The sequence below is a fragment of the Thiomicrospira sp. S5 genome (assembly GCF_003991075.1).
GTDB classification, from domain to species: Bacteria; Pseudomonadota; Gammaproteobacteria; order Thiomicrospirales; family Thiomicrospiraceae; genus Hydrogenovibrio; species Hydrogenovibrio thermophilus.
This window is the reverse complement of sequence record NZ_CP014470.1, coordinates 1,686,783-1,708,032: the sequence shown is the minus strand read 5'-3', so window position 1 is coordinate 1,708,032 and position 21,250 is coordinate 1,686,783. Positions and strand designations below refer to the sequence as shown.

Here is a 21,250-nt window from a genome sequence, read left to right as displayed (position 1 = left end):
ACGTCAAAATGGAAATATAATCGGTATCAATGAAAAACGCCCAGGCCTGGGCGTTTTTTGGTTTTGAATCAAAGCGTTTTCTCTGTGTTCGTTTCGAAACGTCTTTACGCTTTCTTCAAATAAGCGGCGACCAGAACGATTTGGGTGCCGTTGACTTTCCCTTCAATGTGCAGCGGGTTGTCGGTCAAGTGGATGTTTTTCACCAAGGTGCCGCGCTTTGCGGTGAAGCCGGCGCCTTTGACGTCCAAATCTTTAATCAGGGTGACGTCATCACCTTCCTGCAAGGTGTTGCCATTACTGTCTTTGTGGACGATGGCATCGTCGTCGTCATCCGGCAAACCGGCATCGGCCCAAGCCTTGGTTTCTTCTTCCAGATACATCATGTCTAGCAAGTCCTGCGGCCAGCCTTCGGCACGCAGGGCATTCAACAGGCGGTAAGCCATGACTTGAACGGCGGGAACCGGCGACCACATGCTGTCGTTCAAGCAACGCCAGTGGTTGGCATCCATCGTGTCCGGCGATTCGATTTGGCTTTTGCAGGTGTCGCACACTAAAATCGCCTGATCGGCGGAACCGTCCGAAGGCGGCACTTCATAAACGCTCAGGTGGTCGGTTGCGCCACACAATTCGCACTTGGAACCGCTTCTTTCTTGCAGGGTTTGTTCAATGCTCATTTTATTTCCTTTTGTAATTCGGGGCTTATTATGCATAAAAGTGTTGTTTTGGAAAGGGAATGCGGAGAAAGGGGTGAGACGGCCACAAAAAATAATGGCATTAAGGCGCTCTAAAAAATTATTGATAATTTGAATGCAAAACCAACGGTTTTTTCGTGCTAATGCTTATTTTTCAAACGGTTACCAGAGGGTTTTGGCCGACAGGGTTAAGGCTTTTTTTTGTACTGGAAAACCGTTAGAATAAAGTCTAATAAAAACCTCCATTTTGGGTGATTTTCGTTGTTAATTCTAACGCTTCAGAGTGTGACGAATATTAGATGTTGAATAATCGTTACGACAGTTCCAAAGACTACTTTGCATTGCTCGGTGTTCATCATCAAGCCTGCGATAAAACGATTAAGCAAGCCTATCGAAAGATGGCTCGACGCTATCATCCCGACGTCTCTAAAATTCATAACGCCACGGAAAAGTTTCAGGAAATTTCCGAAGCCTACGAAGTACTGACAAAATTCAAAGACGCTTACTGGCGTGATTTTTGTCGTCAGACCCGAAAAGGGTATGCGTCGCAACAAACGCGTTCACAGACGCATTCCCGACAACGTCAAGGTTCCGAATCCAGCGGACCTTATCAATGGCGAAAACAACGGCCGATTCGTGGCAAGGACCGGGTGATTACTTATCCGCTGACATTACGTTATGCGATACGTTTACTGAAAATCGGGTATTTTTACATTCCCGGTTTGAAGGTGAAGATGAAGTTTACCCGGGATGCTTTTATGAATAAAACCTTTCGTTTGAAAGGGAAAGGTTATCAAGGCCTTTTCGGCGGCGAAGCGGGGGATTATCTGGTCAAATTCCAACTTAAACTGGATTCGTTGAAGTGGGAGCTTAAGGGGTGCGATATTTACGGTACGATTCAAGTGCCGAGCACTTTGTTAGTGCCCGGAACCAAGTTGGATCTCGAATCGCCAGCGGGCAGCATGAAAGTAACCGTTCCGGTCAATTATTCTCCGCATGAATACATTCTGATTGAAAACATGGGGTTACCGGGCGACGAGGCCAATGTCCCCGGTCATCTCTATGCAAAATTGATTGCCGCATAACGCCGGCTCTGTTAAATTAAATCTAAGGAACTCGAATGGCTAGTCAACCTTTTCAAGATGACGGTGTGGTGCTGGAAAAAGAGCGCTTGGCCGTCAAACCACCGAAACGTTATCAGGTGGTGTTGTTGAATGACGACTTTACGCCGATGGATTTTGTAGTGGACGTATTAATGCGCTTTTTTGGCATGGACGAAGCCAAAGCCAATGCCGTGATGTTGGCGGTGCATACCCAAGGAAAGGGCGTCTGTGGCGTATACAGTCGGGAAGTGGCTGAAATGAAGGTGATGCAAGTGAATCAATATGCGAGAGAGCATCAACATCCTCTGCAGTGCGAAATGGAGGTGGTTTAAATGTTAAGCAAGGAATTGCAGTTAACGCTTAGCAATGCGTTCAGCTTGGCGAACGAATACGAACACGAATATGTGACGCTTGAGCACCTATTGTTGGAGTTGCTCGGGTTGCCTTCTGTGCGCGAAGCCATCGAAGCTTGCGGTGTCAAGCCGAACATGATTGAAACCGAATTGGAAAAATACCTGGACGCGGAAGGCACCGGTCACAAAGTAGAAGAATTGCTGCCGACCATGGCATTCCAGCGCGTGATTGAGCGCGCCATTTACTTGGTGCAATCCAATGGCTATGCCGAAGTGACCGGTTTGCACGTTCTAGCGTCGCTTTATTCCGAACAAGACTCTCAAGCTGTGTACATTCTGGAAAGCTGCGGCGTGCATCGTGTCGATATCCTCAGCTACATTTCGCACGGCGTGACCGCGCAACAGCAGGAAGATTTTCTGTCCAGCTCGCCAACGGAAGAAGGCGTGGAAGACACTCAAACGGCGGAGCCGGAAAATGATCCGATTGCCAATTTCAGCTTGAATTTAAACGCCGAAGTCGAACAAGGGCGCATCGACCCGATTATCGGTCGCCAGTGGGAATTGACGCGGACGCTGGAAGTGTTAAGCCGCCGTCGTAAAAATAATCCACTGTTGGTCGGTGAACCGGGGGTCGGGAAAACCGCCGTGGCGGAAGGCTTGGCGCATAAAATCGTCAGCGGTGAAGTGCCGGAACAACTGCTCGACGCGGAAGTGTTCAGCTTGGACATGGGCGCGTTGTTGGCGGGCACGCGTTATCGCGGGGATTTCGAGAAACGTTTCAAAGGCCTGCTGAAAGCGCTGGAAGAAAAACCTCACGCGATTTTGTTCATTGATGAAATTCACACCATTATCGGTGCCGGAGCAGTGCAAGGCGGCGCGATGGACGCATCCAACCTGATGAAACCGGCGTTGTCGTCCGGTAAGTTGCGTTGTATCGGCGCGACCACCTATGAAGAATACCGTGGTATTTTCGAAAAAGACCGCGCTTTGGCGCGCCGTTTTCAGAAAATCGACGTACGCGAACCGACCAATCAGGAAACCTTTGATATTTTGAAAGGGCTGAAGTCGCAGTTCGAATCGCACCACAATGTCAAATACACCTTGCCGGCGTTGAAAACGGCGGTGGACTTGTCGGCACGTTACATTACCGACCGTCATCTGCCGGATAAGGCGATTGATGTGATCGACGAAGCCGGTGCGAAACAGGCGCTGATGCCGAAAAGCAAACGCCGCAAACAAATTTCCGTGGCGGAGGTTCAGCAAATCGTCGCCAATATCGCGCGCATTCCGGTGTCGCAAATCACCCAAAAAGAAAAAGATAAGCTGTCTTCGCTGGAAAGCAGCTTGCAACGGGTGGTCTTTGGGCAAGATGAAGCCATTCATAAAGTGGTGGCGTCCATCAAGTTGGCGCGTTCCGGTTTGAATGAGCCGAATCGTCCGACGGCGTCCTTCCTGTTTGCCGGGCCGACTGGGGTCGGGAAAACCGAGTTGACGCAACAGTTGGCGAAACATCTGGGCATCGAGTTGTTACGTTACGATATGTCCGAATACATGGAAGCCCATTCCGTATCACGCTTGATTGGGGCGCCGCCGGGGTATGTCGGGTTTGACCAGGGTGGTTTATTGACCGAAGCGGTCAATAAACATCCGCATTCGGTGGTGTTGCTGGATGAAATCGAAAAGGCGCACCCGGATGTGTTCAATTTGCTGTTGCAGGTGATGGATAACGGCACCTTGACCGACAACAACGGCCGTAAAGCTGACTTCCGTAACGTGATTCTGATTATGACGTCGAATGTCGGTGCGGAAGCGGCTTCGCGTGCCAGCATCGGTTTTACCGAGCAGGATCATACGCTGGACTTCCAAAGCGAATTGAAGAAGGTGTTTACACCGGAGTTCCGAAACCGTCTCGATGCGGTGGTGCAGTTTAATCGACTGTCGTCGGAAATCATGGGCTCGGTGGTCAACAAGTTCATCTATGCATTGGAGAACAGCTTGCAGGATAAGAAAGTGTCCATTGAATTGACGTCTGCGGCACGTGCCTGGCTGGCGAAAGAAGGTTACGATCCGTTTATGGGTGCGAGACCGATGGGGCGTCTGGTGCAGGAGAAAATCAAACAGCCGTTGGCGGAAATGCTGTTGTTTGGTGATTTACAGGACGGCGGCCGTGTCATCATCGATATCGAGAACGACACGATTCAGTTGAAAGCCGATGAACTGGTTGAGTAAGGCGGATCGGCGTTAAGTCATTACTTTCAGATATAAAAAAACCGCTTTTCAGCGGTTTTTTTAGTTTTTACATTGGGCTGTCAAAGTTGCGGGAATTATTTTCCGCGGTAAGTGATGCGACCTTTGGTCAGGTCGTAAGGCGTCAATTCAACCTTAACTTTGTCACCCGCTAGGATGCGGATGTAGTTCTTACGCATGCGTCCGGAGATGTGTGCCAAGATTTCGTGGCCGTTTTCCAAACGAACTTTAAACATGGTATTCGGCAAAGTTTCAATGACTTCACCATCAAATTCGATGACATCTTGTTTTGACATAGAGATTATTAGCTTTTAGTGCCCCTGTAAAAAATAAGCGGCGATTATAGCAGAGGGATTGTTTTTATTCAAGATTTTGTCATTTTTGGAATCGCCGGAACGTGTTAGGGCGCGTCGGCGTGGCTTTCGGGAAGGAAAGCGCGGTCCCAGGCCTGGTCGAATTGCCATTTTCGGGCCGGAAAAGATTTGGCCGTGTCTTCCCGAAGTAGACTTTCAAAGTGCTCGCGTGAAATCAGGCGGGCGCCGAGTGATTTGAGGTGGTCAGTTTCCATCTGGGTGTCGATGATGCGAAAGCCCCAGGCTTTGAGTTGCTGGCACAGCGCCACCAAGGCGACTTTGGAAGCATCGTTCATTTTGGCAAACATGGATTCGCCGAAAAAGACCTTGCCGATGGCGACGCCGTACAGTCCGCCGACCAGTTGATCCTGGTGCCAGACTTCGACCGAGTGAGCATGACCGGATTGATGCAGGCGGCTGTAAGCTTGCAGCATCTCGTCGGAAATCCAGGTGCCATCCTGACCAGGCCTGGGCGTTTCCGCGCATTGGCGCATGACGTCGCCGAATGCCTGATCCAATGTGACGGTGAATTGTTGTTTGCGGATGGTTTTCACCAGGCTGCGCCGCACCTTGAGTGAATCGATAAATAAGACCGAGCGCGGGTTCGGCGTCCACCATAAAATGGGGTCGTCTTCATTAAACCAGGGAAAAATGCCTTTGCTGTAAGCGGTCAACAACCATTCGGGCGTCAAATCACCGCCGATGGCTAACAAACCGTCCGGCTGTGCCAGCGCATAATGGGTCGGCGGAAAGACCACCGGTTCAGTGTCGAGCCAAAAAGGTTGGTGAATTGACTTGGTCATTGGAAATTATCTGAATTCAGCATGCGATTTATCATAGAATATGCGGCTATTATAACCAATGAAATCAGGCCGTGAATTCGCAATACCTCTTCCAGGGTGCGAAAACGCAAATATAAAATGCGGAAATGAACCAGGCCTGGTGAAAACGCACTGTATTGTTGAGATAAAAATAACGGTTCCCTTAGTTTATATATGACCCAGTTCGTTCATTTACATGTTCATTCGGAATATTCGGTCGTGGATGCCACCTTACGGGTGAAATCGGCGATTTCGAATGCCGCCGGTCACGAACAGCCCGCCCTGGCTTTGACTGACCAGATGAACATGTTCGCACTGGTCAAATTCTATTCTGCCGCCATCGGCGCCGGCATCAAGCCGATTATCGGTTCCGACCTGTTGATTGAAGCCGAAGACGGCAATGTCTTCAAAGTGGTGGCCTTGTGTCAGAATGACCAAGGATATCTCAACCTATCCCATTTGATTTCGATGGCGTATCTGAAGAATCAGAAGATCGTCGCTACCGAAATGCAACCCTTGATCAAGCAAGAATGGCTGAAAGCCTACAACGAAGGCCTGATTATCCTGTCCGGCGGCAAAGACGGCGATATCGGTCAGGCGATTCTCGCCCAAAAACCGAACTTGGCGGCGAAGCGAACGGCCTGGTGGCAGGAAACCTTCCCGGATCGTTTTTATCTGGAGTTGGTTCGTACTGGTCGTGACAATGAAGAAGCCTACCTGGTCGGTGCCGTGGAAGTGGCACAGCGTTATGAGTTGCCGGTGGTGGCCACCAACGACGTACGGTTTGAATCCGAGGATGACTTTGACGCGCATGAGGTGCGGGTCTGTATTCACGACGGTTACATTCTTGACGACCCGAATCGACCGAAACGTTATTCTGAAGAGCAGTATTTCCGTTCCTCGGATGAGATGGTTGAACTGTTTGCCGATTTGCCGGAAGCCATCGAAAATACGGTGGAGATTGCCAAACGCTGTAATGTCACCCTGACATTGGGCACTTACTTCCTGCCGGATTTCCCGGTGCCGGAAGGCATGACAATGGACGAGTATTTCATTCTGGAATCTCGGAACGGCTTGGAAGAGCGTTTGAAATTCCTGTTCGGGCATTTGTCGGCCGAAGAATTTGCCGAAAAGCGTAAAGAATACGACGATCGTCTCAAGTTCGAACTCGACATCATTATCCAAATGGGGTTCCCCGGGTATTTCTTCATCGTTGCCGACTTCATTCAGTGGGGTAAAAATCACGACGTACCAGTGGGGCCGGGGCGGGGATCCGGTGCCGGTTCCTTGGTGGCCTACGCGCTGAAAATCACCGATTTGGATCCGCTGGAATACGACCTGCTGTTCGAACGGTTCCTGAATCCGGAAAGGGTGTCCATGCCCGATTTCGACGTCGATTTCTGTATGGAACGACGGGATGAAGTCATCGATTACGTGTCGCGCCAATACGGACAGGATCACGTGTCGCAAATCGTGACCTTCGGCACCATGGCGGCGAAAGCCGTGGTGCGTGATGTGGGCCGGGTATTGGGCCACGGTTACGGCATGGTGGACGGTATTGCCAAGTTGGTACCCAATGACTTGGGTATCAAGCTAAAGGATGCGCTGGAGCAAGAAGAGATGCTTCAGGAGCGTTACGATAATGAAGAAGACGTCCGTATGCTCATCGATCTGGCCTTGAAGTTGGAAGGCACGGTTCGGAATACCGGTAAGCATGCCGGCGGGGTGGTCATCGGCCCGAAACCGTTGGATCACTTTTGCCCGGTATTGTGTGAACCGGACGGCACCAGTGTGGTCACGCAGCTGGATAAAAATGATGTGGAAACCGCAGGTCTGGTCAAATTCGACTTTTTGGGCTTGCGGACGCTCACCATTATCGATTGGGCGTTGCACTTTATCAATGATGGCAAGCAACCCGGCGATGACGGCTTTGTGGATATCGCGCGCATTCCGTTGGACGATACCGAAACCTTCGACCTGATTAAAACCGGTAAGACCACCGGGGTGTTTCAGTTGGAATCGGCCGGGATGCAGAATTTGATTGTCCGTTTGCGTCCCGACTGTTTCGAAGACATTATCGCCCTGGTCGCTTTGTTCCGCCCCGGACCGTTGGAGTCAGGGATGGTGGACAACTTCATCGCCCGTAAGCACGGTAAGGAAAAAGTCTCTTATCCGGACGCACAGTATCAGCACGAATCGCTGCAACCGATTCTGGAACCGACCTACGGGGTCATTCTGTATCAGGAACAGGTCATGCAGATTGCACAGGTGTTGGCCGGTTATACGCTGGGCGGCGCCGATATGCTGCGTCGTGCGATGGGGAAAAAGAAACCCGAAGAAATGGCCAAGCAACGCTCGGTGTTTAAAGAGGGTGCGGAAAAAAGCGGCATTGACGGCGACTTGGCGATGAAAATTTTCGACTTGGTGGAGAAATTCGCCGGGTACGGGTTCAACAAATCCCACTCCGCTGCGTATGCGTTGGTGTCTTATCAATCGGCCTGGCTGAAAACGCATTACCCGGCCGAGTTCATGGCGGCGCAGATTTCATCCGACATGGACAACACCGAAAAAGTGGTGCACATGGTCAACGAATGTTATGCCATGGGAATTGATGTTCGCCAGCCGAATATCAATGAGTGCGAAATCCACTTTAAGTCAGTCAAAACGGAAGAAAAGGTAGTTCGTTACGGCCTGGGTGCGATTAAAGGCGTTGGTGAATCGGCGCTGGAAGGCATTATTGCCGAGCGCAAGGAACATGGGCCTTATCAGGATTTGTTCGATTTCTGTTTGCGGGTGACCAAAAAGGTCAATAAGCGCGTTATTGAAGCGTTGATTCTGGCGGGCGCGATGGATTGCCTGCACGATAACCGACAAGCCATGTTGGACAGTGTCGGTTTGGCCTTGCAGAAAGCGGAACAAAAGCACAAGGATGAAGAAGCCGGTCAAGGCGATTTATTCGGTGATGCCATGTCGTTTGAAGCGGAAAATGCTTCCGAGCTGGTTGATGTGCCGGAGATGCCGGAAAAATTGCGCCTGAAAGGCGAAAAAGATGTCTTGGGCTTGTACATGACCGGCCACCCGATTGAAATTTATCGGGAAGAATTGGATAAGCTGGTTGAGCAGAAATTATCCGCCTTGCGTCCGGAGAAATGGGCTAAGAAATGGGCGGCGGGTTTGATTGTCGAAGCGCGCAGCAAGGTGACCAAAAGCGGTAGCCGAATGGGCTTTGTCGCCATCGACGATCAGACCGCTCGTATGGAAGTGGTGTTGCGCCCGGCGGTGTTCGAGTCGTGCCGGGATATTTTGTTGCCCGATACGGTGGTGTTGATTTACGGCGAAGTGTCGGAAGATACGTTTAACGGCGGGATCAAGCTGGACGCCGAACAGGTGGTGACTCTGGCGGAGTCACGCGTCGAAAAAGCGCGGGCCATTAAGGTGTTCGCCGATGCGACGTTACAACCGGATCGTTTACAGAATTTGTCATCGGTGTTGACGCCTTATCGGGTGGAGGCCGGCTTGCCGTTGGTGGTGGATTACCGAAACGACCAGGCCAGAGCGCAGATGATTACCCAGGAAGGGATTGAATTTTTTCCGGACGACGAGTTACTGGAAGTGCTCAGAAGTCACGGTTGGCAACCGGAAGTGGTTGTCTGAGTCAATTGGGGGAGTTCAGCGGAGCGGAATTTGAGCGTTGATGAGAGGCCGAATTTAAGGTCATAAAATTTGGTTATAAAGTATTTTTATTCCTATTGGTTGCCCATAACCTTTAGAATGTACGGAATTCGACGAACCGTTCCCAGTGAACTTAAAAAGTTACGTAGAGAAATTGTCAAATAGGAGACATTAATGTCTAACAATATCGAGTCGATCTTACACGAAGATCGGATATTTAAACCAACCGCCGACTTCAAGAGTCAAGCAAACATTACCGAAGAAAAGTACCATGCGTTGAAAGCCAAAGCGGATGAAGACTATGAAGGTTATTGGTGTGATTTGGCGAGGGAAAAACTGGACTGGTCCAAGGATTTCACGGTTGGGTTAGACGATTCCAATGCCCCTTTCTATAAATGGTTCGCCGACGGTGAACTGAACGCCTCCTATAACTGTATCGATCGCCACTTGGAAGAAAAAGAAGACAAACTGGCCATTATCTTCGAAGCCGATGACGGTTCGGTCGAACAATACACTTACAAAGAACTGCACGATGAAGTCTGCCGCTTGGCGAATGCTTTGACGGCGCAAGGCATCGAGAAAGGCGATCGCGTCATCATCTACATGCCGATGATTCCGCAAGCGGTTTTCGCCATGCAAGCCTGTGCCCGTATCGGCGCCATCCACTCCATCGTATTCGGTGGGTTCTCGGCGGAAGCCTTGCGCGACCGTATTGAAGACGCCGGTGCGCGTATGGTCATTACCGCGAATGCCGGTTGCCGCGGCGGGAAGTCCGTGCCGTTGAAAGGTGCGGTGGATAGCGCCTTGGAAAAAGGCGGCGACTCGGTTCGTAAAGTCATCGTATACAAGCGTACCGATGATGAAGTGCCGATGAAAGAAGGGCGCGACATTTCCTGGCATGATGCCATCGCCGGTATGAGCAATTATCACGACGCGGTGATGGTCAATGCCGAGCACCCGCTGTTCCTGCTTTATACATCCGGATCAACCGGCAAGCCGAAAGGGATTCAACACAGCACCGGCGGTTACTTGTTGAACGCCTATGTGACCAATGAGTGGGTCTTTGACTTGAAAGACAGCGATGTCTTCTGGTGTACCGCGGATGTGGGCTGGATTACCGGCCACACTTACGTGGCGTATGGACCTTTGTCGATGGGGATGACCATTGTGATGTTCGAAGGCGTTCCGACGTATCCGGATGCGGGTCGTTTCTGGCAAGTCTGTCAGGACCACGGTGTGACCGTATTCTATACCGCGCCGACGGCGATTCGTGCCCTGATGAAATTCGGTGATGACTTGCCGAAGCAATACGATTTGTCGAAGTTGAGATTGCTGGGCACGGTTGGTGAACCGATTAACCCGGAAGCCTGGATCTGGTATCACGATGTGATTGGGCGTGGTGAATGCCCAATCGTGGATACCTGGTGGCAGACTGAAACCGGCGCGCACATGATTGCACCGGTCCCGGGTGTGACCGACTTGAAACCGGGCTCGTGTACTAAACCATTACCGGGCATTGATGCGCACATCGTGGATGAAGAAGGCGTTGAATTGACGCACGGTGAAGGGGGGTACCTGGTGGTGCGTAAGCCTTGGCCGTCGATGGTGCGTACCATCTGGAACGATGACGAGCGTTTTGTCGATACCTACTTCGCGATGTTCAAGAACAAGTATTATGTGGTGGGCGACAGCGCTCACTTGGATCACGACGGTAACTTCTGGATTATGGGGCGTATCGATGACGTGCTAAACGTGTCCGGACACCGTTTGGGAACCATGGAAATCGAGTCGGCGCTGGTGTCGCACGAGCATGTGGCCGAAGCCGCCGTGGTCGGCAAGCCGCACGATGTGAAAGGGGAGTCCATCTTCGCATTCGTGGTGATGAATATGGAAGTACCGCCAGGGGACGAGCGTCTGGCATTGGTTCAGGAGTTGCGTAATCACGTGGCTAAGGAAATCGGCCCGATTGCCAAGCCGGATGACATCCGCTTCGGTTCCAACCTGCCGAAGACGCGTTCCGGTAAAATCATGCGTCGCTTGTTGCGCAGTATCGCTAAGGGTGAGGAAATCACCTCCGATACATCGACGCTTGAAGATCCAAGTATTTTGGATCAGTTCATGCAGCCGCATAAATAAACAGGGCGCATGAGCTGAACCAAATGTTGAGATAGCCAGACTGGTTACAAAATGACCAGGCCTGGCTATTTTCATATAAACGAGGCCTAAACGGTCTCATTGTCGAACAAGGGTTCGTTTAAATAGATACAACGAAACGACCCGAGTTTCATAATCAAGGAGGAAGACTTTGGAACAGTCTAAAATTGAGAAGATTAAAAATCTTCCGGAGTATCAACAGCTCGTCAAAGAGCGTGCGGGGCTGGCATGGAAACTCTCCATTGCCATGCTGGTTGTGTATTACGGGTATATCCTGCTGTTGGCGTTTGATCCGGCATTCTTTACGATGATTGTCAGCGGTCAATACGTATCCATCGGTTTCCCGGTAGGGGTTGCGATCATTATCTTTGCGTTTTTGCTGACCGGTTATTACGTCCGAAAAGCGAATTCGGATTTTGATGAACTCACGGCAAAAATCAAGAAAGAGGTTGAATAATGAAGATGGGAATTCATAAGTTATTGGCCTTGTTGGTTTTGGTCGTCATGCCGGTATCGGTATATGCGGCTGGGATTGATGTATCGGCTCCGGTTGAGAAAGAGACCAATTGGTCCGCTATTTCAATGTTTATCGTCTTTGTTGGCGCAACGCTTTACATCACTTACTGGGCGGCGCAGCGTACCAAGTCCGCAAAAGACTTCTATGCGGCCGGCGGTGGTATCACCGGGTTGCAGAACGGTCTGGCGATTGCGGGTGACTACATGTCCGCAGCGTCTTTCCTGGGGATTACTGGGATGGTGTACTTGAAAGGGTATGACGGTTTGATCTTTGCCATCGGGTTTCTGGTGGGGTGGCCGATTATCCTGTTCTTGATGTCTGAGCGTTTGAGAAACTTGGGTAAATTCACGTTTGCCGATGTCGCGGCTTACCGTTTCCAACAAACACCGATTCGTGTGTTGGCGGCTTTTGGCGGGATTGCGGTTGTTATCCTGTATTTGATCGCGCAAATGGTCGGTGCCGGTAAGCTGATCGAGTTGTTGTTCGGTTTGGACTTCAACTATGCGGTTGTGATGGTCGGTGTCTTGATCATCGCCTACGTATCCTTTGGCGGGATGTTGGCGACGACCTGGGTACAAATCATCAAAGCCGTTTTGTTGCTGTCCGGTGCGACCTTTATCGCTGTAGCGGTTATGTACAACATGGGCTTCAGTTTCGAAACCTTGTTTAAAACCGCTGTTGAAAACCGTGATGGCAATATGGACATCTTGTTCTCCGGTGGTTTCGTTTCCGATCCAATCAATGCGATTTCCCTGGGGATTGCCCTGATGTTCGGTACCGCTGGTTTGCCACACATCCTGATGCGTTTCTTCACGGTTCCGGATGCAAAAGAAGCTCGTAAGTCCGTATTCTATGCGACCGGCTTTATCGGGTATTTCTACATTCTCGCGTTCATTATCGGTTTCGGTGCGATTGCGATGGTGGTGGCGTCTGAATACATGGACGGTTCCAAACTGATTGGCGGTAACAACATGGCGGCGATTCACTTGTCGCATGTAATCGGTGGTGACTTCTTCCTGGGCTTCATCTCAGCGGTAGCTTTCGCGACCATTTTGGCGGTGGTGTCCGGGTTGACCTTGGCCGGTGCGTCTGCGATTTCGCATGATATCTACGCGAATGTGATCAACAAGAATGCGACCGAAGAACAGGAAACCAAAGTGGCGAAAGGTGCAACTTTTGTGATTGGTGCTTTGGCGATTATTTTCGGTATCGGCTTTAAAGACCAAAACATCGCCTTCGTGGTGGCATTGGCCTTTACAATCGCCGCTTCCGCGAACTTCCCTGTGTTGATTATGTCCATGTTCTGGAGCAAGATGACAACCCGTGGTGCCGTTATCGGTGGCTGGTTGGGTCTGATCTCCGCCGTGGTCATGGTTATTCTTGGTCCGGTCGTGTGGACTCAGATTCTGGGAATGGGCGAAGCCATCGTGCCGTATAAGTTCCCGGCTCTGTTCACCGTAATCATTGCCTTTGTTTCCATCTGGTTCTTCTCCATTACCGATAAGTCGGTACGTGCGAAAGAAGACTTGGATGGCTTTGAAGCACAGTTCGTTCGATCTCAAACCGGGATCGGTGCCGAAGGTGCCTCGAACCACTAAGGTAAGTTACGTGTGATTCGTTAGAATAAAAAGGGGCTGTTTTCAGCCCCTTTTTTGTATGCCTTTGCGCGAGTGTGGCACAATGCAAAGGTCTTAAGAGGTAGAACCTATGTCCGTTCAACAACAATTGAACTTTCTCAAACAAGTCGAACCGTTTTCGGCACTGAATGAATCGACGCTACTGTCATTGGCTGAAGCCTTGGATGTGGTGTATTTTCCTTTGGGTGAACGTCTGGAATTGTCTTCCGGCGAAGCTGCAAACGAAAATGCATTTCTGTATTTTGTGATTAAGGGCCATGTGGCCGAGTTCGATGAAAATCAGCGCCAAGTGGCCGTTTACGGCAGCCACACGTATTTTGGCGAAAGCTTTCTATTAAAACGTGCGGCTTATCGCCGTTACGATGTGATTGAAGAAGCGATTGTCTATCGCTTGCCGCAGGAAGCCTTTCTGGAAGTGATGCAACAACCGGAAATCGAGGGCTTTTTCATTGATGACATCACCGCTAAACTCAACCGAATGCATGCCCAGATTCAAGCGGAGTCGTCCAGTGAGTCGCTGATGGGAGTGGTTGAAGACGCTCCGCGCCAAGCGTTGATCGAGGTGAGTGAAACGGAAACCATTCAGGCCTGTGTTCGGCAGATGCAGGCGTTGAAAACCGATGCGTGTGTGGTGGTGTTTCAGGACGAGGCTGAAAGGGGCATTGTCACGTCAATCGATTTGCTCAATGGGTTGGCGTTGAACGAGTACGCGGTGACGGATGCGGTCGGTCCCTTGGCGACGCGGCCGGTGATGACCGTGCATCAATTCGATTATTTGTTCAATGCGTTGTTGAAAATGACCAAGTATCGCATCAACCGTTTGGTGGTGCGCTCGGATGACGCCATGTTGGGTATTTTGCATCAGAAAGACTTGATGGGCATGTTTGCCAACCAGTCAGGCCTGGTGGTTTTGAGTATTCAGCAAGCCGAATCGTTTGACGAACTGAAGGGCGTGGCGGACCGCATTGATCACTTGGTGGTGAATTTGAATAATCGCGGGGTCAAGACGCATTACATCGCCAAATTGGTCAATGAATTGCACCGAAAGATGCTGGAGCGGGTTTTCGAGTTCTTATCGCCACCGGAAGCTTTGCAAAAAGGGTGTTTGCTGGTGATGGGCAGTGAGGGCCGTGCCGAGCAGGTGATTCGTACCGACCAGGATAATGCGTTCATTTTGCCGGATACGGTTGAAATATCGCCAGGCCTGGCGGCATTCATGCAAACGTTCAGTGCCCGTTTGATCGAGTTGGGTTTTCCGCCTTGCCCGGGGCAAATCATGGTGTCGAACCCGGTTTGGGCTCGGCCGTTATCGGATTTCAAACAGCAACTGCGTGATTGGATGACCGCGCCTTCCGGCGATGCGTTTATGAACCTGTCGATTTTCTTTGATGCCGAGGCGGTGTTGGGCGATGAACAGTTGTTGCTCGACGCCAAGCGAACCATGATGAGTTGGGTGGATTCGAACCGTCACTTTTTACCGCACTTCGCCAAATCCGTGTTGCAGTTCGAGACGCCCATCGGCTTTTTCGGAAAGTTGGTGACCGACAAAGACGCCAAAGACCCGAAAATCGATTTGAAAAAGGGCGGGATTTTCCCCATCGTTCATGGTGTGCGTTGTCTGGCGTTGGAACACGGTATTTTGAAAACCAATACCCATTGGCGTATTAAAGCCTTGATGGACATGGGGGTGCTGACCGAGCATTTCGGTATTGAACTGGGGGAAACGTTGAACTTTCTGAACACCTTGCGCTTGGAGTCGATGGTTGAGCAAATGCAGCTGGAGCAGGCACCGGACAACTTAATTGGGGTGTCGGGGCTGACGCAGTTGCAGCAAGACCTGCTCAAAGACGCGTTCAATGTGGTCAATCAGTTCAAAAAGCTGATTGAGCAGCATTATAAACTCCATGCGGTGATGTGAGATGTGGCGCTCGTTACGACGTCGTTGGCATCGTCGCCAGTTGAAGGACGAGCGATTTGCGTTTTTGTTTGATGCCGTGCCGCCGGAAAATGAATGGGTGTGTTTCGACTGCGAAACCACCGGGTTGGATCCGAAAAAAGACAAAATCGTTTCCCTGAGTGCGATGAAGATTCGTGGGCAGGAAATCTTGACCAGCGAAGCCTTGAACTTGACGTTGGCACAGGATGCAGCGATTTCCGAACAAAGCATCAAGGTGCATTGGATTCGCAACGAAGATACGGTGCATGGCTTGAGTGAGCGGGAAGCCATTGAACAGTTTCTGCATTTTATCGGTTCCCGTCCGCTGGTGGGGTATTATCTGGAATTCGATGTGGCGATGGTCAATCAGGTGCTCAAGCCTTGGCTGGGAATTGGTTTGCCGAACCCGCAAATCGAAGTGTCGGCCTTGTATTACGATTATAAAGAAGACCCGATTCCGAAAAAGGTCATCGATTTATCGTTTGATGCCATTTTGAAGGAGTTGGCCCTGCCGAATTTCGGTCAACATGATGCCTTTAGCGATGCATTGATGACAGCATTGATTTTCATCAAACTGAAAAAACTCGGGTAGGTTTGATTAAATGCGGGTAAATGAAATGCTTTGTTTGACAAATGCTTAAGCGTTTCATATAATTCTGCTCAGTTTTTTAAATCATGTATTAAGGGAGAGGCGGGTTAATGAGCGTCTTTCCGCTTAAATTTTAAAAACCCCGTCTTTACGGGGTTTTTTATTTTTTGAATTAAGGAAAAAGCCTGCGTGATTCTGGAAGAAAAGATTGAAAATTTGCTGAAGCCGACCATTGAAAGCATGGGCTTTCAAATGTGGGGCTGCGAATATTTGCCGGCGGGTAAACACTCGACCTTGCGTGTCTATATTGATAAGGACCCGGAAGGCGTTACCGTCGATGATTGCGGAGACGTGAGTCGGCAAGTGAGCGCCATCATGGATGTCGAAGACCCGATTTCCAATGCCTATATGCTGGAAGTGTCTTCGCCGGGGATGGATCGTCCTCTGTTTCGTCCGGAACAATATCGTGCCTACGAAGGGCAGGAAATCCAGTTGCGGACGGCGGTGGCGATCATGGGCCGTAAGCGTTTTAAAGGCATTATGACGCAAGTGAACGAGGACGGCATCGTCGTTGAAGTGGACGGTGAGGCGTATGATATTCCATTTGGCCAAATTGATAAGGCCAATGTGGTGCCGCAGTTTTAATCTTTTGAAATACACGTTGAATCTTTTAAAAATTTAGCCCCTACTTTTGAGGAAATAGAAATGAGTAAGGAAGTTTTAGCCGTTGTTGAAATCATGTCCAACGAAAAAGGCGTGGATAAGGATATTATTTTCGAAGCCATTGAGGCTGCGCTGGCGACCGCGACTCGCAAAAGCCACAATGACGAAATTGATGCCCGCGTTTCTATTGACCGTCACACAGGGGACTACGAAACGTTCCGTCGCTGGGAAGTGATCGAAGACGATGTCGAAATCGAAGACAATGTCGGTTGGTACATGCGTCATATGGATGCTGTTGAAATCGAACCGCACATTGAACCGGGACAATATATTGAAGAACCGATCGAGTCGATTGAATTCGGCCGTATCGGCGCTCAGACCGCTAAGCAGGTCATTATCCAGAAAGTACGCGAAGCCGAGCGCAAAAAAGTGGTGGAAGAATACGCCAAACGAGTCGGTGAGATCATGACCGGTCAGGTGAAGCGTATCGACCGTGGCGATGTGATTTTGGATTTGGGCGACAATGTCGATGCGGTTATCCCGCGTTCCGAGTTGATTAACCGTGAAGTATTCAAAATGGGCGATCGCGTTCGTGCCTATGTGCAAGACGTTTCGTTCCGTCCTCGCGGGCCGCAAATTTTCATGTCGCGAGCCTGTAAGGAAATGCTGATTGAATTGTTCAAAATCGAAGTGCCGGAAATCGGTGACGATTTGATTGACATCATGAGCGCGGCGCGTGATGTCGGATTACGTGCCAAGGTAGCGGTTCGTGCCAACGACCCACGATTGGATCCAATCGGTGCTTGCGTCGGTATGCGCGGTGGCCGTGTGCAAGCGGTGACCAATGAATTGAACGGTGAGCGTATCGACATCGTGCTTTGGGATTCCAATGATGCCCAGTACGTGATCAACGCCATGGCGCCGGCCGAAGTCACCTCCATTATGGTCGATGAAGATAAGCACACCATGGACTTGGCGGTGGACGACGAACAACTATCGCAAGCCATCGGTAAAAACGGTCAGAATATCCGCCTGGCGACCGAATTGACCGGTTGGGAATTGAATGTCATGTCCGAAAGCGACATGGCTTCAAAACACGAAACCGAATCGCAAAGCCAGATGGCTTTGTTTGTGAACAGCCTGGACGTGGACGAAGACTTGGCGGAAGTCTTGGTGGCCGAAGGCTTTACGACGCTTGAAGAAGTGGCTTATGTGCCGACTGCGGAAATGCTCGAAATCGACGGCTTTGACGACGATATCGTTTCCGTATTGAAAGAAAGAGCCAAGGATGCGCTTTTGACTCAAGCAATTGCGAATGAAGAAAAGACAGCTATGGCTGAACCTGCACAAGACCTGCTGGATCTGGAAGGGATGACGGAAGAGCTGGCGAAATCGCTTGCCGCTCAAGGTATCGTCACTCAGGAAGATCTGGCGGAACTCGGAACGGACGAGTTGTTGGAAATGGTCGAAATGGACGAGCAGGCCGCGAGTGAGTTGATTATGAAAGCACGCGCACCATGGTTCGAATAATTAGGAGGACACGATTGTATGTCTGAAGTATCCATAAAACAGTTTGCTGAAACACTGAAATTATCAGTCGATAAGCTGATGTCTCAGCTTGAAAACGCTGGGGTGTCCGGTAAAAAAGAAGCGGATTTTCTGTCTGATGACGAAAAAATGACCCTTCTGAATTATTTGAAAGGTCTGCACGGCGAGAAAGTCGACACACCGAAAAAGGTGACTTTGAAGCGTAAACAGGTTCAGAAGCTGAACCTGTCCTCCGGTTCCGGTAAACGCACCGTGAATGTGGAAGTTCGTAAGAAACGAACCTATGTGAAAAAGCCGGAAACCGCTGAAGAGCAAGAACCGGAAGTCATCGAGGAAACGGTGGAAACACCGGTGCCGGACGAAGTGGTAACGGCCGAAACGCCGGAAACCACAGTGGCCGAGACGACGTCGGAAGAAACCGCTCAACCGGAAGAAGCCTTATCGACGGAAGAAATCATTGAAGCCGTCGCACCGGAACCGGTTGCGGAGGCCAAAGATAAGAAAGGTAAGCACGACAAAAAAGGTAAGACCACTAAAGCCAAGGTCGACGAAAAAGACGAACCGAAGCACAAAGGTAAACCTAAGCCGAAAGAAAAACTGTCCAAGAAAACCTTGGCCATGTCCGATGAACAGTCTTTCGGCCGTCGTCGACATAAAGGCGGGCACAAGAAGACCTCGCCGTCCTCGAACGAACACGGTTTCCAAAAGCCGGTTGAAAAACAGGTTCGTGAAGTACAGTTGGGCGAAACCATTAAGGTAGCCGATTTGGCCGACAAGATGGCGGTCAAAGCCACCGAAGTCATCAAAACCATGATGGGCTTCGGGAGCATGGTCACCATCAACCAAGTGTTGGATCAGGAAACGGCCCAGCTGGTGGTTGAGGAAATGGGGCATAAGCCGGTGTTAGTCAACGAAAACCAAATCGAAGACGATGTGGTGAATCAAGAATACACGGGCGAAACCGTTACGCGCTCGCCGGTGGTCACCATTATGGGTCACGTTGACCACGGTAAGACGTCGTTGCTGGACTACATTCGTAAAGCGAAGGTCGCACATGGCGAATCCGGCGGGATTACCCAGCACATCGGTGCTTATCATGTTGAAACCGGGCACGGTGGCGTCACCTTTATCGATACCCCGGGGCACGAAGCCTTTACGGCGATGCGTGCACGTGGTGCCAAGGTCACTGACGTGGTGGTCATTGTGGTCGCTGCCGATGACGGTGTGATGCCACAGACTAAAGAAGCCATCCAGCACGCCAAAGCGGCGAATTTGGGCATGGTGGTCGCCATCAACAAGATGGATAAGGAAGGCGCCAACCCGGATCGTGTTATGCAGGAGCTGGTCAATGAAGAAGTCGTGCCGGAAGAATGGGGCGGCGATGTCCAGTTCATCCGTGTTTCCGCGAAAAGTGGAGAAGGCATCGATGACTTGCTGGACGCCATTTTGTTGCAATCGGAAATCCTGGAGCTGGAAGCGCCGTTGGAAGGCCCTGCGAAGGGCGTCGTGGTCGAGTCTCGCTTGGATAAAGGGCGTGGGCCGGTAGCGACGGTATTGGTTCAGGCCGGTACCTTGTCAAAAGGCGACATCGCGTTGTGCGGTATGGAATATGGCCGGGTGCGTGCCCTGATGAACGAAAACGGCGAACAGGTGAAAAGTGCCGGTCCGTCGATTCCGGTCGAAATTCTGGGACTGTCCGGAGTGCCGGTGGCGGGTGACGATATGATCACGGTCGAAAGTGAACGTAAAGCCCGTGAAGTGGCGATGTTCCGTCAAAGCAAGCACAAGGAAATGAAAATTGCCCGTCAGCAGAAAGCCAAGTTGGACAACATGTTCAACAAGATGGAAGAGGGCGAAGTTCAAAACGTCAACATCATCTTGAAAGCGGATGTGCAAGGTTCCATCGAAGCGATTGTGGACGCGTTGGTCAAATTGTCCAACGACGAAGTCAAAGTATCGGTTATCTCCTCCGGTGTGGGCGGGATTACCGAAACCGACGCCAACTTGGCCTTGGCCTCCGATGCGTTGATTTTCGGTTTTAACGTGCGTGCCGATGCGAAAGCCAAGCGTTTGATTGACAACGAAGGTATTTTCCTGAAGTATTACAGTGTCATCTATGAAATCGTCGATGAAGTGAAACGTGCCATCGAAGGGAAGCTGGAACCGGACTTCAAGGAAGAAATCATTGGTGTGGCCGATGTGCGTGATGTCTTTAAAGCACCGAAAATCGGCTTGATTGCCGGTTGTATGGTAACCGAAGGCATCGTCAAGCGTAACAACCCGATTCGCGTGTTGCGTGATAACGTGGTGATTTACCAAGGCGCTTTGGAATCCTTGCGTCGCTTCAAGGACGATGTTCAGGAAGTCCGTCAAGGCATGGAATGCGGTATCGGTGTGAAAGACTACAATGACGTGAAAGTCGGCGACCAGATCGAGGTCTACGAACGCGTTGCGGTCAAGCGTACCTTAAGTTAATGGTTGCCAGGCCTGGCCGTTTTTGACGGAACAGGCCACGACAATTCGACTATTTTTTCAGTGCCCCGAGAGGGGCATTGTTGTTTGGCGCAATCGCCAATTATGAAGAGAAGATATTATGAACGACGAAGTCAGCAGACCGACCCGGGTGGCGTTGGAAATCCGCAAGACGTTGAGTGAAATTCTGCACCGTGATACCAAAGACCCGCGTTTGGAAAAGGTCAATATCACCGAGTGTAAGATTTCCAAGGATTTAAGCATCGCGACGGTGTACTTTACGATTATCGGGGCAAACGAAGATGATCCGGCGGCTCAGGATGCCATCAAGGCATTGGAAAAAGCCAAAGGATTCTTCCGTTCCGAAATCGGTAAACGCATGAAACTGCGCATTACGCCGGAAATCCGTTTCTTCTATGACACGGTGGCGGAAAACGCCAGTCACATTGAAGAACTGATTTTCAAAGCCTTGCACCAGAACAAAAAGTAAGCG

Annotated in this window: 16 protein-coding genes; 13 read left to right on the top strand and 3 right to left on the bottom strand. The window is 50.5% G+C overall.

What is annotated here, in order from left to right; genetic code table 11:
* Nucleotides 1-104: 104 nt before the first annotated feature.
* Nucleotides 105-674, bottom strand: a complete 570-nt coding sequence (locus tag AYJ59_RS07820; RefSeq protein ID WP_127119778.1) for a PhnA domain-containing protein — start codon at nucleotides 672-674, stop codon at nucleotides 105-107.
* Between the two features lie 317 nt (nucleotides 675-991).
* On the opposite strand from AYJ59_RS07820, the gene AYJ59_RS07815 reads away from it, so the two are divergent.
* Genes AYJ59_RS07815 through clpA form a run of 3 tightly spaced genes read left to right on the top strand, consistent with a single transcriptional unit; the run spans nucleotide 992 to nucleotide 4,377 of the window.
* The gene (locus AYJ59_RS07815; RefSeq protein ID WP_127119777.1) at nucleotides 992-1,777 is read left to right on the top strand and encodes a DnaJ domain-containing protein; all 786 of its coding nucleotides are present in this window, start codon (nucleotides 992-994) and stop codon (nucleotides 1,775-1,777) included.
* Between the two features lie 35 nt (nucleotides 1,778-1,812).
* Complete coding sequence (gene clpS / locus AYJ59_RS07810; protein WP_127119776.1) at nucleotides 1,813-2,127, top strand: ATP-dependent Clp protease adapter ClpS; 315 nt, start codon at nucleotides 1,813-1,815, stop codon at nucleotides 2,125-2,127.
* Nucleotides 2,128-4,377, top strand: a complete 2,250-nt coding sequence (gene clpA / locus AYJ59_RS07805) for an ATP-dependent Clp protease ATP-binding subunit ClpA (protein WP_127119775.1) — start codon at nucleotides 2,128-2,130, stop codon at nucleotides 4,375-4,377.
* A gap of 95 nt (nucleotides 4,378-4,472) precedes the next feature.
* On the opposite strand, the gene infA is transcribed toward clpA, so the two are convergent.
* Nucleotides 4,473-4,691, bottom strand: a complete 219-nt coding sequence (infA, locus tag AYJ59_RS07800) for a translation initiation factor IF-1 (RefSeq protein ID WP_011370535.1) — start codon at nucleotides 4,689-4,691, stop codon at nucleotides 4,473-4,475.
* Nucleotides 4,692-4,795: 104 nt separating this feature from the next.
* Nucleotides 4,796-5,551 carry a leucyl/phenylalanyl-tRNA--protein transferase gene (aat, locus tag AYJ59_RS07795; protein WP_127119774.1) on the bottom strand — a complete coding sequence of 252 codons (756 nt, stop codon included), beginning with the start codon at nucleotides 5,549-5,551 and terminating at the stop codon, nucleotides 4,796-4,798.
* 192 nt (nucleotides 5,552-5,743) lie between these two features.
* On the opposite strand from aat, the gene dnaE reads away from it, so the two are divergent.
* The 10 genes from dnaE (at nucleotide 5,744) to rbfA (ending at nucleotide 21,247) form a co-directional block, all read left to right on the top strand.
* Complete coding sequence (gene dnaE, locus AYJ59_RS07790) at nucleotides 5,744-9,223, top strand: DNA polymerase III subunit alpha (RefSeq protein WP_127119773.1); 3,480 nt, start codon at nucleotides 5,744-5,746, stop codon at nucleotides 9,221-9,223.
* 192 nt (nucleotides 9,224-9,415) lie between these two features.
* Nucleotides 9,416-11,377: an acetate--CoA ligase gene (gene acs, locus AYJ59_RS07785; protein WP_127119772.1), complete on the top strand. Its 1,962-nt coding sequence runs from the start codon at nucleotides 9,416-9,418 to the stop codon at nucleotides 11,375-11,377.
* A gap of 169 nt (nucleotides 11,378-11,546) precedes the next feature.
* Entirely contained in the window at nucleotides 11,547-11,852 is a 306-nt protein-coding gene (locus AYJ59_RS07780; RefSeq protein ID WP_127119771.1) for a DUF485 domain-containing protein, read from the top strand.
* Nucleotides 11,852-13,510 carry a cation acetate symporter gene (locus AYJ59_RS07775; protein WP_185748100.1) on the top strand — a complete coding sequence of 553 codons (1,659 nt, stop codon included), beginning with the start codon at nucleotides 11,852-11,854 and terminating at the stop codon, nucleotides 13,508-13,510. The genes AYJ59_RS07780 and AYJ59_RS07775 overlap by 1 nt, the downstream gene beginning before the upstream one ends.
* Nucleotides 13,511-13,619: 109 nt before the next feature.
* Nucleotides 13,620-15,467 (top strand): putative nucleotidyltransferase substrate binding domain-containing protein, encoded by a 1,848-nt coding sequence (locus AYJ59_RS07770; protein ID WP_127119770.1) that lies wholly within the window; start codon nucleotides 13,620-13,622, stop codon nucleotides 15,465-15,467.
* A gap of 1 nt (nucleotide 15,468) precedes the next feature.
* A complete protein-coding gene (locus AYJ59_RS07765) occupies nucleotides 15,469-16,077 on the top strand; it encodes a 3'-5' exonuclease (protein ID WP_029937964.1) in 609 nt (202 codons plus the stop codon).
* A 186-nt stretch (nucleotides 16,078-16,263) separates the two neighbouring features.
* A complete protein-coding gene (gene rimP, locus AYJ59_RS07760) occupies nucleotides 16,264-16,719 on the top strand; it encodes a ribosome maturation factor RimP (protein WP_029937965.1) in 456 nt (151 codons plus the stop codon).
* 60 nt (nucleotides 16,720-16,779) lie between these two features.
* Nucleotides 16,780-18,267, top strand: a complete 1,488-nt coding sequence (gene nusA, locus AYJ59_RS07755; protein WP_029937966.1) for a transcription termination factor NusA — start codon at nucleotides 16,780-16,782, stop codon at nucleotides 18,265-18,267.
* Between the two features lie 18 nt (nucleotides 18,268-18,285).
* Nucleotides 18,286-20,760, top strand: coding sequence for a translation initiation factor IF-2 (infB, locus tag AYJ59_RS07750; protein WP_029937967.1), 2,475 nt, complete (start codon nucleotides 18,286-18,288; stop codon nucleotides 20,758-20,760).
* 118 nt (nucleotides 20,761-20,878) lie between these two features.
* Nucleotides 20,879-21,247: a 30S ribosome-binding factor RbfA gene (gene rbfA / locus AYJ59_RS07745; RefSeq protein WP_029937968.1), complete on the top strand. Its 369-nt coding sequence runs from the start codon at nucleotides 20,879-20,881 to the stop codon at nucleotides 21,245-21,247.
* The last annotated feature ends 3 nt before the right edge of the window (nucleotides 21,248-21,250 follow it).

Coding starts and splice junctions, on each gene's coding strand:
- rbfA (WP_029937968.1), top strand. CDS start 20,879: ATGAACGACGAAGTCAGCAGACCGACCCGGGTGGCGTTGGAAATCCGC.
- dnaE (WP_127119773.1), top strand. CDS start 5,744: ATGACCCAGTTCGTTCATTTACATGTTCATTCGGAATATTCGGTCGTG.
- clpA (WP_127119775.1), top strand. CDS start 2,128: ATGTTAAGCAAGGAATTGCAGTTAACGCTTAGCAATGCGTTCAGCTTG.
- AYJ59_RS07775 (WP_185748100.1), top strand. CDS start 11,852: ATGAAGATGGGAATTCATAAGTTATTGGCCTTGTTGGTTTTGGTCGTC.
- AYJ59_RS07820 (WP_127119778.1), bottom strand. CDS start 674: ATGAGCATTGAACAAACCCTGCAAGAAAGAAGCGGTTCCAAGTGCGAA.
- AYJ59_RS07770 (WP_127119770.1), top strand. CDS start 13,620: ATGTCCGTTCAACAACAATTGAACTTTCTCAAACAAGTCGAACCGTTT.
- nusA (WP_029937966.1), top strand. CDS start 16,780: ATGAGTAAGGAAGTTTTAGCCGTTGTTGAAATCATGTCCAACGAAAAA.
- acs (WP_127119772.1), top strand. CDS start 9,416: ATGTCTAACAATATCGAGTCGATCTTACACGAAGATCGGATATTTAAA.
- AYJ59_RS07765 (WP_029937964.1), top strand. CDS start 15,469: ATGTGGCGCTCGTTACGACGTCGTTGGCATCGTCGCCAGTTGAAGGAC.
- aat (WP_127119774.1), bottom strand. CDS start 5,551: ATGACCAAGTCAATTCACCAACCTTTTTGGCTCGACACTGAACCGGTG.
- AYJ59_RS07815 (WP_127119777.1), top strand. CDS start 992: ATGTTGAATAATCGTTACGACAGTTCCAAAGACTACTTTGCATTGCTC.
- infB (WP_029937967.1), top strand. CDS start 18,286: ATGTCTGAAGTATCCATAAAACAGTTTGCTGAAACACTGAAATTATCA.
- infA (WP_011370535.1), bottom strand. CDS start 4,691: ATGTCAAAACAAGATGTCATCGAATTTGATGGTGAAGTCATTGAAACT.
- clpS (WP_127119776.1), top strand. CDS start 1,813: ATGGCTAGTCAACCTTTTCAAGATGACGGTGTGGTGCTGGAAAAAGAG.